At 63.8% G+C, this 13,318-nt stretch carries 12 protein-coding genes; 10 read left to right on the top strand and 2 right to left on the bottom strand.

Annotated features, from left to right (window positions below; all coding sequences use genetic code 11):
- Positions 1–35 precede the first annotated feature (35 nt).
- Positions 36–1,541: an altronate dehydratase family protein gene (locus FJ936_RS07705; protein ID WP_015315665.1), complete on the bottom strand. Its 1,506-nt coding sequence runs from the start codon at positions 1,539–1,541 to the stop codon at positions 36–38.
- A 206-nt stretch (positions 1,542–1,747) separates the two neighbouring features.
- Here FJ936_RS07705 and FJ936_RS07700 point away from each other — a divergent pair, with 206 nt between their 5' ends.
- The 6 genes from FJ936_RS07700 to gndA all read left to right on the top strand — a co-directional run bounded on the left by FJ936_RS07700 (position 1,748) and on the right by gndA (position 7,544).
- A complete protein-coding gene (locus FJ936_RS07700) occupies positions 1,748–2,650 on the top strand; it encodes a GntR family transcriptional regulator (RefSeq protein ID WP_140713172.1) in 903 nt (300 codons plus the stop codon).
- 118 nt (positions 2,651–2,768) lie between these two features.
- On the top strand, positions 2,769–3,122 hold the full coding sequence (locus tag FJ936_RS07695; RefSeq protein ID WP_140823913.1) for a DUF2946 family protein: 354 nt from the start codon (positions 2,769–2,771) through the stop codon (positions 3,120–3,122).
- Positions 3,123–3,216: 94 nt separating this feature from the next.
- A complete protein-coding gene (locus tag FJ936_RS07690) occupies positions 3,217–3,759 on the top strand; it encodes a copper chaperone PCu(A)C (protein ID WP_141906319.1) in 543 nt (180 codons plus the stop codon).
- Positions 3,760–3,797: 38 nt separating this feature from the next.
- Positions 3,798–4,316 carry a YcnI family protein gene (locus tag FJ936_RS07685; protein ID WP_141906318.1) on the top strand — a complete coding sequence of 173 codons (519 nt, stop codon included), beginning with the start codon at positions 3,798–3,800 and terminating at the stop codon, positions 4,314–4,316.
- Between the two features lie 52 nt (positions 4,317–4,368).
- Positions 4,369–6,003, top strand: coding sequence for a copper resistance CopC/CopD family protein (locus FJ936_RS07680; RefSeq protein WP_141906317.1), 1,635 nt, complete (start codon positions 4,369–4,371; stop codon positions 6,001–6,003).
- Between the two features lie 116 nt (positions 6,004–6,119).
- Entirely contained in the window at positions 6,120–7,544 is a 1,425-nt protein-coding gene (gene gndA, locus FJ936_RS07675; protein WP_141906316.1) for an NADP-dependent phosphogluconate dehydrogenase, read from the top strand.
- A 57-nt stretch (positions 7,545–7,601) separates the two neighbouring features.
- Here gndA and FJ936_RS07670 read toward each other — a convergent pair whose 3' ends face one another.
- Complete coding sequence (locus FJ936_RS07670) at positions 7,602–8,654, bottom strand: LacI family DNA-binding transcriptional regulator (RefSeq protein ID WP_141906315.1); 1,053 nt, start codon at positions 8,652–8,654, stop codon at positions 7,602–7,604.
- A 400-nt stretch (positions 8,655–9,054) separates the two neighbouring features.
- Between FJ936_RS07670 and FJ936_RS07665 the strand changes: the two genes are divergently transcribed.
- The 4 genes from FJ936_RS07665 to FJ936_RS07650 all read left to right on the top strand — a co-directional run bounded on the left by FJ936_RS07665 (position 9,055) and on the right by FJ936_RS07650 (position 13,315).
- Positions 9,055–10,293, top strand: a complete 1,239-nt coding sequence (locus tag FJ936_RS07665) for an ABC transporter substrate-binding protein (RefSeq protein ID WP_141906314.1) — start codon at positions 9,055–9,057, stop codon at positions 10,291–10,293.
- 97 nt (positions 10,294–10,390) lie between these two features.
- Positions 10,391–11,284: a sugar ABC transporter permease gene (locus tag FJ936_RS07660; RefSeq protein ID WP_015315676.1), complete on the top strand. Its 894-nt coding sequence runs from the start codon at positions 10,391–10,393 to the stop codon at positions 11,282–11,284.
- A complete protein-coding gene (locus tag FJ936_RS07655) occupies positions 11,277–12,212 on the top strand; it encodes a carbohydrate ABC transporter permease (RefSeq protein WP_141906313.1) in 936 nt (311 codons plus the stop codon). Before FJ936_RS07660 ends, FJ936_RS07655 begins: the two co-directional genes overlap by 8 nt.
- Positions 12,212–13,315, top strand: a complete 1,104-nt coding sequence (locus tag FJ936_RS07650; RefSeq protein ID WP_041163319.1) for an ABC transporter ATP-binding protein — start codon at positions 12,212–12,214, stop codon at positions 13,313–13,315. Before FJ936_RS07655 ends, FJ936_RS07650 begins: the two co-directional genes overlap by 1 nt.
- Positions 13,316–13,318: the final 3 nt, after the last annotated feature.

Raw genomic sequence — 13,318 nt, 5'->3', positions numbered from 1 at the left:
GTCCGGCCGGGCAGTCTATCAGACATCAATCGAAATCAGAGCGTCGCGCCGAGATGCCAGGGCACGAATTCGTTGTCCCCGTAGCCAAAATCCTCGCTCTTGGTCTTGCGGCCCGAAGCCGTCTCGACGATCAGTTCGAAGATCTCCCGGCCCATGCCGGCAATGGTCTTTTCGCCGGAGGCAATGACGCCGCAGTTGACGTCCATGTCCTCTTCCATCTGGTGATACATGGTCGAGTTGGTGGCGACCTTGATCGAGGGTGTCGGCCGGCAGCCGAAGCAGGAGCCGCGGCCGGTGGTGAAGACGATGACATTGGCGCCGCCCGCGACCTGACCGGTGGCAGAGACCGGGTCGTAGCCGGGCGTATCCATGAACACCAGCCCATTGCCGGTGACTTTCTCGGCGTAGCCGAAGACGCCGTTGAGCGGCGTCTGGCCGCCCTTGGCGACCGCGCCCAGCGACTTTTCCAGGATGGTGGTGAGGCCGCCGCGCTTGTTGCCGGGCGATGGGTTGTTGTCGATCGAGGCGCCATGCTTGGCGACGTGATCCTCCCACCATTTCACGTAGCCATCGAGCTTCTTGGCGACCTCGGGGCTTGCGGCGCGATAGGCGAGCAGGTGCTCGGCGCCATAGATTTCCGTCGTCTCGGAGAGGATGCCGATGCCGCCGACTCCAGCGAGGATGTCGACGGCCGCGCCCAGCGCCGGATTGGCGGTGATACCCGACATGCCATCGGAGCCGCCGCATTGCAGGCCGACGACGATCTCGCTGACGGGGATCGGCTCGCGCTTCAACTGGCCGACTTCCTCGGCGATCTCGGCCAGCACGCCCATCGCCTTTTCGACCGATTTGCGCGACCCGCCGGCATCCTGGATGTTGAAGTGGCGCTTACCGGCGGCGGCACCCTTCTGGCCGTAAAGCGTGAGCTGGTTGACCTCGCAGCCGAGCCCGACCATCAGCACGCCGCCGAAATTCGGGTGGCGGGCATAGCCGGCCAGCGTGCGGTGCAGCACCATCATGCCGTCGCCGGTGCCGCTCATGCCGCAGCCCTGGCCATGGACGATGGGCACGAAGCCATCGATCCCGGGATATTTCGGCAAAAGGGTCCGGTTGGCGGTGTCGGCGATCGAATGGCAGACGGTGGCCGAGCAATTGACGCTGGCGATGATGCCGATGAAGTTGCGCGTGCCGGCGCGGCCGTCGGCGCGGCGATAGCCCATGAATGTCCGGGCGCGGTCCGCTTCCGTCGCATGCTCGGCCTCGCTTGGCGGCACCACGGGGAGGCGGCCGGCCTCGAAGACCAGATTGTGCGAATGGACATGCTCGCCGGGCGCGATGTCCTGCGTGGCGCGACCGATCGCCTGAGCGTATTTGACCACGGCTTCACCCGCGGCAATCGGCTTGATCGCCACCTTGTGGCCGGGCTCGATGACGGTGGCAGCGAGCGCGCCACCCGGCAGCGCGGTGCCGATCTCGATGCGCCCATTGGCAACGGCGACATTGTCGGCGGGGGACAGAAGAATGGTATTCGAGACGTTCACGGGCGGTTTCCTGGGTGATCCTGGGATGCGCGGATTGACACGCGCCTGTTAAGAGTTAATGTCTTTTATCGTGAAAAAACAGTTTTGCGTCAATTGTTTTTTCACGGCGGTTCCGCCCTGGGTAAGTGGTGGCGCTGCAGACGATGGAACGTCATATTGCGCTTCAAGCCGGCCGCCGCAAGCGCTGGCGTGCAACGGGTCAGGGGATGTCGAAGAGCAACAACGTCTACAAGGACGCCTATAACCGTTGTCTGAGGCTGCTCGATGAGACGCGCAGCCTGCCCTCGGAACCGGAACTTGGCGCCTTGCTGGGAGTCAGCCGCACGACCGTGCGCAGCATCCTGGCGCGCATGGAAGAAACCGGGTTGATCGCCTGGAACAAGCGCGCCAAGACGGTGCTGCGCGACCCACGTGCGGATGATTTCTTTCCCGAGGAAGAGACCGACACGCTGGCCGAGATCATCGAACGGTCGTTCATGCGCAGGCTGCTGGCCGGCGGCGCCGAGGCCGGCATGCAGATCAACGAGCTCGAACTGGCGCGCGAGATCGGCGTCGGCACCACCAGCGTACGCGAGTTCCTGATCCGCTTCTCCCGCTTCGGCCTGATCGAAAAACGCCGCAACAGCCATTGGGTGCTGAAAGGCTTCACGCGGGCCTTCGCGCTGGAACTGACCGAGATCCGCGAAATGTTCGAATTGCGCTCGGCCGCCGCCTTCACGGCGCTGCCGCAGGACAGTCCGGTATGGAGCGATCTCGATCGGCTGGAAGGGGAACACCGCGTTCTGGCACGCGAGATCGCGACGCGTTTCAATGAGTTCTCGGAGCTGGACGAGCGCTTGCACCGGCTCATTCATCGCGCCTCACGCAACCGCTTCATCGTCGATTTCTACGACGTCATCGCCATGATCTTCCACTACCACTACCAGTGGAACAAGGCGCAGGAACGCGAGCGCAACGAAGTCGCGATCGGCGAGCATCTGGCCTATATCGAGGCGCTCAAGTCGCGCGATCTCGGCAAGGTCGATGCCGCCTGCCGCAAGCACCTGAAGTCGGCCCGCCAGACATTGCTGACCTCCATCCCGGAAAGCCGGCCATCCCAAAAGAACTGATCCTGCCGTGTTGCCGCAGCATGGAATTGCCGATTTTCGACCTCTGGCTGCCGTGGTAGGGATAGTCATCGATCGTTTGAAGAGGCAAATGGTGAACCGCCGGGAGAGACGCTGGAGCATGCCGGTCGCGCTTGTCGCGGCCTGTCTGCTGTTGCTCCAGTCGACACTTGGTGCGTTCGCCTTCAGCATCGGGCCTGATACCGCGCAGCTCGATGCCTTCGGCAACGTCATCTGTACCCATGACGGCGCCACACAGCTTCCCGGCGGCGACCAGCACCCGTCCCATCCGCCGGCCTGCTGCACACTCGGCTGCAGCATGTTTTCGCCGGCCTATGCGCCGCCGGCCGATGCCGGGCTTGCACTTGCGTCCCTTTCCTTCGCCGTCGCCTTCGTCTTCCCGGCGACCACGCATCTCGACTTCGCCCGCGAACGCTCCCCATCGAACCCGCGCGCGCCGCCACTGGCGGCTTGAGCCTGCTTGCTTGCGGAACCTTTCGCGAGCGTACTCATCCAAGATCAAGCATTCGCGACCGGCGACGGCGCGATCATCACGTCGTGGAGCAACCATGTCCCATTCTTTCCGTATATCGGCGGGCACTGTGTTCGGCCGCACCCTGTCCCGCTTCAAAGCCGATTTCGGCATTGCCGCGTTGGCCCTCGCGCTTGTCTTCCTGGGCGCCCAGGCCGTCCTGGCGCATGAATTCAAGGTCGGCGATCTCGAAATCGAACACCCCTGGTCGCGCGCCACGCCAGCCGGCGCCAAGGTGGCCGGCGGCTATTTCACCATCGTCAACAAGGGCAGTACACCGGACCGGCTGCTGTCGATTTCCTCCGACGTCTCGGAAAAGGCCGAGCTGCATCAAATGGGCGTCAAGGACGGCGTCATGACCATGCGGCCAGTGGATGGTGGCCTGGAAGTCCCGGCAGGCGGCAAGGTCGCGCTGGCGCTCGGTGGCTACCACCTGATGTTCATCGGCCTGAAGCGGCAACCCAAGCAGGGTGAAAAATTCGCCGCCACGCTGACCTTCGAGAAGGCCGGCACGGTCAATGTCGAGTTCGCCGTTGAAGGGATGGGCGAAATGGGCGGCATGGACGACCACGCCAATTGATCGCGCCGATCACCAATTTTGAAATCTGAGGGACCATCATGAACAAAAATCTGTTGGCGGCCGGCGCGTTTCTCGTGCTGGGGACAAATGCCGCCTTTGCGCACATCACGCTCGAGACCCAGGAGGCGGCAGTCGGCTCGACCTACAAGGCTGTGCTGCGCGTGCCGCACGGTTGCGATGGCAAGGCCACGACGGCGGTGCGCGTGCAGATCCCGGAAGGGGTGATCGCGGTGAAGCCGATGCCCAAGTCGGGCTGGACGCTGCAGACCAAGAAGGGCAAGTACGAGAAATCGTACCAGCTCTACGGCCAGGCGGTTGCCGATGGGGTCAAGGAAGTCGACTGGAGCGGCGGCAATTTGCCGGATGAATTCTACGACGAGTTCCTCTTCCGCGCGACGCTGACGGCCGACCTGCCCGCCGGCCAGAAGCTGTACTTCCCGGTGGTGCAGGAATGCGGCGATGCCGCCGCCCGCTGGATCGAGATTCCGGCGGCCGGACAGGATGAGGACGCGCTGGAGAACCCGGCGCCCGGCATCAAGCTCACGCCGAAGAAATAGCTTTTCTCCCTGGCGCTCTGCTTGTCGGAGCGCCGCATCCCCATGGCACGGCATGATCGCAATACCTTCCTGGATGGTCGATACGAACAGCAAGCTCGTCGGCTGGATTGCCGGCGGGCTGCTCGCCGCGGCCATGGCGCTCATCGTCATGGCCTCGACAAGCCAGGCCCTTGCCCATGCGGCGCTGATCAAGACCGATCCGGCCGACGGTGCGGTGCTGGCGCAGGCCCCGGCGCGGTTCTCGCTGACCTTCAGCGAGCCGGTCTCGCCGTTGGTGCTGACGTTGGTGATGCCCGACGGCACCCCGGTTCCGCTGACCGACTTCCGTCTCGGCGACCAGACGGTCGAGATCGACAATCCGCGGGCGCTCAAATCCGGCACGCATGTGCTGAGCTGGCGTGTCATTTCCGCCGACGGCCATCCAGTCGGCGGCTCGCTGCTGTTTTCCATCGGCGCGCCAAGCGAGCCGCCGGCCGTCTCCGAGGCGATTGACTGGCCGTTGCGGTCGGCGATCTGGATCGGCAAGGTTTTTCTCTACATAGGCCTTTTCCTCGGCATTGGCGGCGCGTTCGCTTTTGCCTGGCTGGCCGGGGGTGGCCGGGCCGGCCAGCGCTTTGTCGCGGCCGCGATCTTGTGCGGGCTGGTGGCGGCGCCCTTGTCGCTGGGCTTTCAGGGTCTCGATGCGCTGGGGGGGCCGCTCTCCCATCTGGCGCAGCCGGTGATCTGGCGCACCGGGCTCGGCACCAGCTTCGGCTGGACGGTGCTGATCGCCCTGGTCGCCTTGGGACTTGGCCTGCTGTCGCTGGCCGGACCGCGCGCGGCCGCCAGGCCGCTTGCCCTTGCCGGGCTGGCTGGCGTCGGCGTCGCACTCGCCGCCAGCGGCCATGCCAGTGCCGCCGAACCGCAATGGCTGACACGGCCGCTGGTCTTCGTGCATGGCGTCGGCATCGCTTTCTGGGCCGGCGCTTTGGTGCCGCTCGGCCTCGCGCTGAAGCGTCAAGCGGCGGGCGCCGTCGAATTCCTGCACCACTTCTCATGGGCAATCCTGCCTGTGGTGGCCTTGCTTGCCGCGGCAGGCATCGTGCTGGCCGTGATCCAGGTGCAGATACCCTCGGCGCTGGTCGACACAGCCTATGGCCGGCTGCTGCTGGTCAAGCTCGCGCTGCTGGTCTTCCTGTTCACGCTCGCCGCCGTCAATCGCTGGAAGCTCACCGCTTCGGCCGAGGCGGGAGCGACCGAGGTGCAACGCAGGCTCACCCGCTCGGTCGGCGTCGAAGTGCTGATCGTGCTGGCGATCTTCGGGGTCGCCGCGGGCTGGCGCTTCACGCCGCCGCCACGAGCACTGGCGATCGCGGCGGCGCAGCCGGTTTCGGTCCACATCCACGCGCTGCAGGCGATGGCCGATCTCAGCATCACGCCAGGCCATGCGGGGCCGGTGGTCGCCTCGATGATCATCATGACCGGCGATTTCGGACCGCTCGACGCCAAGGAGGTGACGCTGGTGCTGTCGAAGCCCGATTCCGGCATCGAACCGCTGAAGCGCGCGGCGACCAGGCCCGGCGACGGCAGCTGGCGTGTCGACAACCTCATCATCCCGGTACCCGGCCGCTGGATGGTGCGCATAGACATCCTGGTCTCGGACTTCGAGATGGTGAAGATCGAGGCGCCGGTCGACATCAGACCGTAACGTCCCAGCCACACAATTGGGCGAGGCGGTTGACGCGGGCCTGAAGGGCCGTCAATCATTCAAGCAACAATGAGCGCAAGCTCCAAAACACCAGATCCGAAAGCAGGGAAGAAACGATGGAAAAAGCCGAAATCGGCCTGATCGGCCTTGGCACTATGGGTTCCAACCTGGCGCTGAACATCGCCGAGCACGGGCACCGCATCGCCGTCTTCAACCGCACAAGGGCACGCACCGACGCTTTCGTCGAGAATTCCGGTGCGCTCAGGGACATGGTCGTCCCCTGCTACAGCCTGGAGGAACTTGCCGCCGCGATCCGGCCGCCGCGCCCGATCATCATCATGGTGCTGGCCGGCAAGCCGGTCGATGAGCAGATCGAAGCGTTGCGTGGCGTGCTGTCCGACAACGATATCGTCATCGATGCCGGCAATGCCAATTTCCGCGATACGATGCGGCGCTTCTCCGAGCTCTCTGGCTCGGGTTTGACCTTCATCGGCATGGGTGTCTCCGGCGGCGAGGAGGGCGCGCGCCACGGACCCTCGATCATGGTCGGCGGCACGGAAGACTCCTGGAAGCGCGTCGAGAAGGTGCTGACCGCGATCTCCGCCAAGTTCAAGGAGGAACCTTGCGCCGCATGGCTCGGCACCGACGGCGCCGGGCATTTCGTCAAGACCATCCATAACGGCATCGAATATGCCGACATGCAGATGATCGCCGAAATCTACGGCATCCTGCGTGACGGCCTCGGCATGGGGCCGAAGGAGATCGGCACGGTATTTTCCAACTGGAACAAGGGCCGGCTCAATTCCTACCTGATCGAGATCACCGCCAAGGTGCTCGCCGCCGACGATCCGAAGACCGGCAAGCCGGTGGTCGACATCATCCTCGACCGCGCCGGCCAGAAGGGCACCGGCAAATGGTCCGTCATCGAGGCGCAGCAGCTCGGCATTCCGGCGACCGCGATCGAAGCGGCGGTGGCGGTGCGCGTGCTGTCGTCGATCAAGGACGAGCGGCAGGCGGCGGAAAAAGCCTATGGCAATATCGGCGTGACCAGGATTTCCGGCGACAAGGACGCGCTGCTGAAAGACCTCGAACTGGCGCTGTTCGCTGGCAAGATCGCCGCCTACGCGCAGGGCTTCGCGGTGATGAGCGGCGCTTCGAAGGAGTTCAACTGGAACCTGCCGATGCCGACCATCGCCAAGATCTGGCGCGCCGGCTGCATTATACGCTCGCACATGCTCGACACGATGGCCGAGGCTTTCAGTGGTGGCGCTTCCACCAACCTGTTGATGGCGCCTGCCTTCATCAGCCTGATGCAGGAGGCGCATCCGTCGCTGCGGCGCGTCGTGGCGAGGGCTTCCGAAGCCGGCGCGCCGGTGCCTGCACTGTCTTCGGCGCTTGCCTATTTCGACAGCTACCGCCAGGGCCGCGGCACCTCGAACCTGATCCAGGCGCAGCGCGACTTCTTCGGGGCGCATGGTTTCGAGCGCATCGGCGAGCAGGGTGCGTTCCATGGGCCGTGGGGCAGCGGCGCGGCTGGCTAGATCAATTCCAGGAAGATTGCGTGGCGGTTTTCCGTCCTGAATTGCGTAAAAAGGAGTCTATTCACCGAAGCGCCGATAGGCCACGACGCCCTTCGGTTCGCTCAGGCTCTGCAGCGAGCCGGGCGCGGCGCCGCCGATCCAGCCGAGCACCGAGCGGGCGAGTTCGGACCCGGCCAGGCGGAAGTCTTCGTTGACGACCAGCAATTCATGCCTGAACAGATGCAGCAGTTCCGACGACTGCTTCGACACCACGTCTACGTCGCGGCCGAGCTTCAGGCCGGCGTCCTCGATGCCGGCGACGATGGCGAGGGTCGCGGCGGCGGCGCTGCTGACGATGCCGTCCGGCCTGATGTCGCGCCGCATCAGCTGTGCGGTCCTCGTCCTGATCTGTTCGATCGAATGGTCGATCGAAACGGTGTTGAACGGCACCTCGCTGGCGCCGACTTCGCTCAGCGCATCGGCAAAGCCGTCGACCGTGTGGCGGTAGTAGCTCAAACCCACCGGCGGCGTCACCAAAGCGAGCCGGCGGCGGCCTAGGCCGGCGAGATGGCGCACCGCCTCGGCCGCGAAGGCGTAGTTGTCGAAATCATGATAGGGATGCACGAGCCCCATATCGGTGCGGCCGTGGGTCGCGAAGGGAATGCCGCGCTCCAGCATGTAGCGGGCGCGGGGATCGTTCGGCTGCGTGCGTGAAATGATGACGCCGTCGGCGGAGCCGGTCTCCACGAGATAGCGCACCGGATCCAGCGGATCCTGCGAGCGCGAATAGGGCGTGACGATCAGGTGGTAGGGCGTGTCGGCGATGACTTCCGTGACGCCATAGATGATGTCGGAAACAAAGCTCATGAGTTCCTGCTCGGTGTTGAGCACGAGGCTGATGACATTGGTCTTGCCGGTCCTGAGGCGCACGCCGGCGCGGTTCGGCCGATAGCCGATCTGCTTGGCCACGAGCTGGACTCGGCGCCTGGTCTCGGCGCCGATCTCGGGCGCGTCCTTCAAGGCCCGCGAGACGGTGGTGACACCGAGCCCGGTCATGAAGGCAAGCGTCCTCAGCGTCGGCCGCTCCTGTCCCGTCGCCTCGTCACCCTTGGCCGTGCGCTGTCTGTTCATCCGTCCCGCCCATCAGGCGCATAGCAGCCGCCGGGCAGCCCGGCAATGTTGCGGCCGCTCCCCATAGCGCGTCACCTACAGTGGAAGTAGTATACTGAAACGTTACAGCTTGTCACGATCGGTGTAAACGGGCGCGGGCGGACGCAAAAAGACGCCGTCAACCGCGAGGCGAAAAAGCGTTGGGATTCAGAGGGAAGCGTGCTCTTGGCAAGTTTCTTGCTGCTTTTGCCTAGAGAGCGGTGCAGTTTTGCATATTGCGCCGCACAACGCCGCAGCAGCGAGATGATTTTGTTCGCAGCTCGAAAAATGTCAAAGTGACACTTGCCGGAAGGGTTGCGTATGGTCTTCAATTGCCGTATCGAAAATCTGTAACGTTTCAGATTTCTGGGAGGAAGCCGAAATGCGATACAAATTCCTGACCGCTGCCTTTGCCGCGACGGTTGCTTTCAACTTTGCCGGGCCGGCGGCCGCGACCGATCTGGAAGTCACCCATTGGTGGACCTCCGGCGGCGAGGCGGCGGCGGTCGCCGAACTCGCCAAGGCATTCGACGCCACCGGCAATCACTGGGTCGACGGCGCCATCGCCGGATCCGGCGGCACGGCGCGGCCGATCATGATCAGCCGCATCACCGGCGGCGATCCGATGGGGGCCACGCAGTTCAATCATGGCAGGCAAGCGGAAGAGCTGGTTCAGGCTGGCCTTATGCGCGACCTCACCGATGTCGCCACCAGGGGCAAGTGGACGGAAGTGGTACGGCCCAAGAGCCTGCTCGATTCTTGCACCATCGACGGCAAGATCTATTGCGTGCCGGTCAACATCCATTCCTGGCAGTGGCTGTGGCTGTCGAACGCGGCGTTCGAGAAGGCCGGCGTGCCGGTGCCGAAGAACTGGAACGAGTATGTGGCCGCCGCTCCGGCGCTGGAGAAGGCAGGCATCGTGCCGCTCGCGGTCGGCGGGCAGGCCTGGCAGGCATCGGGCGCCTTCGACGTGCTGCTTGCCGCGGTCGGCGGAACCGACACCTTCCTCAAGGTCTACAAGGACAAGGACGCCAAGTTCGCAGCCGGTCCCGAAGTCGCCAAGGTGTTCAAGGCGGCCGACGATGCACGCAAGATGGCCAAGAACACGAATGTGCAGGACTGGAACCAGGCCACCAACATGGTCATCACCGGCAAGGCCGGCGGCCAGATCATGGGTGACTGGGCGCAGGGCGAGTTCCAGGTCGCCGGCAAGACCGCCGGCAAGGACTACACCTGCCTTCCCGGCCTCGGCCTGAACGAGGTCATCGCAACGGGCGGCGACGCCTTCTATTTCCCGCTGCTCAAGGACGCCGACAAGGCCAAGGCGCAGGAGGTGCTGGCCGAGACGCTGCTCGATCCCAAGACCCAGGTCGCCTTCAACCTCAAGAAGGGCTCGCTGCCGGTGCGCGGCGACGTCGACCTCAACGCGGCCAATGACTGCATGAAGAAAGGCCTCGCCATCCTGGCCAAGGGCGCGGTCATCCCGTGGACGGACCAGCTGCTCTCGCAGGACAGCCAGAAGCAGAAGGAGGACCTGTTCTCGGAGTTCTTCGCCAAGCCCGACATGAGCCTCGAAGAGGCGCAGAAGCGCTTCGCCGACATCATCGCTTCGGCTGATTGACGACCGACGAGCCGCCCGCTCCCGACCTTGCCAGACAGGGCCGGGAGCCAAGGCGTGCTGACTTTCCGCCCTTATCCGATCGAGCACGGCTGTACCGATGAGCAAGAGCGAACGCCCGAGCCAACTCTTCCGCAATCTCAACGCGAAGGTCGCTTCGATCCCGATGATCCTCACCGCAATGGTGGTCTTTGTCGGCGGCACCGCGTGGACGGTGCTCTATTCCTTCACCAATTCGAAGCTGCTGCCGCGGCTGAATTTCGTCGGGCTCGACCAGTATTACCGGCTGTGGGCGACGCCGCGCTGGCTGATTTCGATCGAGAACCTCTTGATCTACGGTGTGATCTCACTGGTGTTCTCGCTGGTGATCGGTTTTCTGCTGGCGGCCCTGCTCGACCAGAAGATCCGTTTCGAGGACACGTTCCGCACCATCTTCCTCTACCCCTTCGCGCTCTCCTTCATCGTCACCGGCCTTGTCTGGCAATGGCTGCTCAATCCGGATTTCGGCGTCCAGGGCGTGGTACGAAGCCTCGGCTGGACCAGCTTCGACTTCAATCCGCTCTACAATTCCAGCATCGTCATCTACGGCATATCGATCGCGGCGCTTTGGCAAGGCACGGGGCTAATCATGTGCCTGATGCTGGCGGGCCTGCGCGGCATCGACGAGGACATCTGGAAGGCCGCACGGGTGGACGGGATTCCCATGTGGAAGACTTATCTGTTCATCATCATCCCAATGATGCGGCCGGTTTTCATCACCACGCTGGTGATCATCGCGTCCGGCATCGTCAAGGTCTATGACCTCGTCGTCGCGCAGACCAGCGGCGGGCCGGGCATCGCCTCCGAAGTGCCGGCCAAATACGTCTATGACTACATGTTCTTCGCCCAGAATCTCGGCCAGGGCTTTGCCGCCTCGACCATGATGCTGCTGTCGGTGATGATCGTCATCGTGCCGTGGGCCTATCTCGAATTCGGAGGCCGCAAGCGTGTCTGATCATGCCGTCTCCTTGTCCGCCACGTCGTCAAACCTCCGGACTGGCGCCTCCGGCCCGAGCGGACCAAAGCCGCGGCACATGTTCTCGCGCCGTAACATTTTCCTGTACGGCACGCTCATCGTGGTGGCGCTCTACTATCTCCTGCCGCTCTATGTGATGGTCGTCACCTCGCTGAAGGGCATGCCGGAGATCCGCCTCGGCAACATTTTCTCGCCGCCGCTCGAGATCACCTTCGAGCCCTGGGTCAAGGCGTGGTCGCAGGCCTGCACCGGCCTCAATTGCGACGGGCTTTCGCGCGGGTTCTGGAATTCGGTGCGCATCACCGTTCCCTCGGTGATCCTGTCGATCGCCATCGCCTCGGTGAACGGCTACGCGCTGGCCAACTGGCGCTTCAAGGGCGCCGACACCTTCTTTATCATCCTGATCGTCGGCGCCTTCATTCCCTACCAGGTGATGATCTATCCCATCGTCATCATCCTGCGCGAGATCGGCCTCTATGGCAGCCTTACCGGCCTGGTGATCGTGCATTCCATTTTCGGCATGCCGATCCTGACGCTTCTGTTCCGCAATTATTTCACCTCCATGCCGGAGGAACTGTTCCGGGCGGCGCGCGTCGATGGCGCCGGCTTCTGGGGCATCTACCTGCGCATCATGCTGCCGATGTCACTGCCGATCTTCGTCGTCGCCGTCATCCTGCAGGTGACCGGCATCTGGAACGACTTCCTGTTCGGCGTCGTCTACACCCGTCCCGACACCTATCCGATGACGGTGCAGCTCAACAACATCGTCAATTCGGTGCAAGGCGTGAAGGAATACAACGTCAACATGGCCGCCACCATCCTGACCGGGTTGGTGCCGCTGATCGTCTATTTCATTTCCGGCAAATTGTTCGTGCGCGGCATCGCCGCCGGCGCGGTGAAAGGGTGATGGCGATGGCGGCGAACGGCACCAGCGTTTCGATCCAGGACCTGTCGCTGAACTTCGGCGCGGTCTCGGTGCTGCAGACGCTCAATCTCGATGTCGCCGAAGGCGAGTTCATCGTGCTGCTCGGACCCTCCGGCTGCGGCAAGTCGACCTTGCTCAACTGCATCGCCGGCCTGCTCGACATTTCGGAAGGCCGCATCTTCATCAAGGGCAAGAACGTCACCTGGGAAGAGCCCAAGGACCGCGGCATCGGCATGGTCTTCCAGTCCTATGCGCTCTATCCGCAAATGACGGTGGAGAAGAACCTGTCCTTCGGGCTGCGTGTCGCCGGCATCGCCAAGGACGAGATCGCCAAGCGCATCGCGCGCGCCGCCGAGATCCTGCAGATCGAGCCGTTGCTGCAGCGCAAGCCGGCGGCCCTTTCCGGCGGCCAGCGCCAGCGCGTGGCGATCGGACGGGCGCTGGTGCGCGATGTCGACGTCTTCCTGTTCGACGAACCGCTGTCCAATCTCGATGCCAAGCTGCGTTCGGAGCTGCGTGTCGAGATCAAGCTTCTGCACCGCAAGCTGCAGAACACGATGATCTATGTCACCCACGACCAGATCGAGGCAATGACGCTGGCCGACCGCATCGCGGTGATGAAGGGCGGCGTCATCCAGCAGCTCGACGCGCCGCAGACCATCTACAACCGCCCGGTCAACCGGTTTGTCGCCGGCTTCCTCGGTTCGCCTGCGATGAATTTCGTCGAGGGGCAGCTGGAGACCGGCACGACGGCGGTGTTCAAGACCGGGGATTTGGCCATCCCGCTCGAGCGCTATGGCTTCGATGGCGCCGGCAACAAGAGCGGGCCTTGCGTGTTCGGGATTCGCCCCGAGCACGTTGCCTTTGGCGAGGCCGCGAATTCCATGCCCTTCGCCACCGATGCCGCCGTCGAGATCGTCGAGCCGATGGGCTCCGATACGCTGGTGTGGACGAAGCTCGGCGGCCGCATTTTTTCCTTCCGTGTCGAGGCGGAAAAAACGCTGCGCAATGGCGACCCGATCAGGATCGGCTTTGATCCTGCCCGCGCCTCGCTGTTCGATACTCCATCCGGCAACCGCATGTAGCTC

The organism is Mesorhizobium sp. B2-4-13, from assembly GCF_006658535.1.
Lineage (GTDB): Bacteria > Pseudomonadota > Alphaproteobacteria > Rhizobiales > Rhizobiaceae > Mesorhizobium > Mesorhizobium australicum.
Note: the sequence above shows the minus strand (reverse complement) of the source record. Positions and strands in the feature narration are given on the sequence as shown.

Bases quoted from the DNA above. Each gene is read 5' to 3' on its own strand.
- FJ936_RS07700 (WP_140713172.1), top strand. From the start codon at position 1,748: ATGTCGAAGAGCAACAACGTCTACAAGGACGCCTATAACCGTTGTCTG.
- FJ936_RS07670 (WP_141906315.1), bottom strand. From the start codon at position 8,654: ATGAACAGACAGCGCACGGCCAAGGGTGACGAGGCGACGGGACAGGAG.
- FJ936_RS07680 (WP_141906317.1), top strand. From the start codon at position 4,369: ATGATCGCAATACCTTCCTGGATGGTCGATACGAACAGCAAGCTCGTC.
- FJ936_RS07690 (WP_141906319.1), top strand. From the start codon at position 3,217: ATGTCCCATTCTTTCCGTATATCGGCGGGCACTGTGTTCGGCCGCACC.
- gndA (WP_141906316.1), top strand. From the start codon at position 6,120: ATGGAAAAAGCCGAAATCGGCCTGATCGGCCTTGGCACTATGGGTTCC.
- FJ936_RS07650 (WP_041163319.1), top strand. From the start codon at position 12,212: ATGGCGATGGCGGCGAACGGCACCAGCGTTTCGATCCAGGACCTGTCG.
- FJ936_RS07695 (WP_140823913.1), top strand. From the start codon at position 2,769: ATGCCGGTCGCGCTTGTCGCGGCCTGTCTGCTGTTGCTCCAGTCGACA.
- FJ936_RS07660 (WP_015315676.1), top strand. From the start codon at position 10,391: ATGAGCAAGAGCGAACGCCCGAGCCAACTCTTCCGCAATCTCAACGCG.
- FJ936_RS07685 (WP_141906318.1), top strand. From the start codon at position 3,798: ATGAACAAAAATCTGTTGGCGGCCGGCGCGTTTCTCGTGCTGGGGACA.
- FJ936_RS07665 (WP_141906314.1), top strand. From the start codon at position 9,055: ATGCGATACAAATTCCTGACCGCTGCCTTTGCCGCGACGGTTGCTTTC.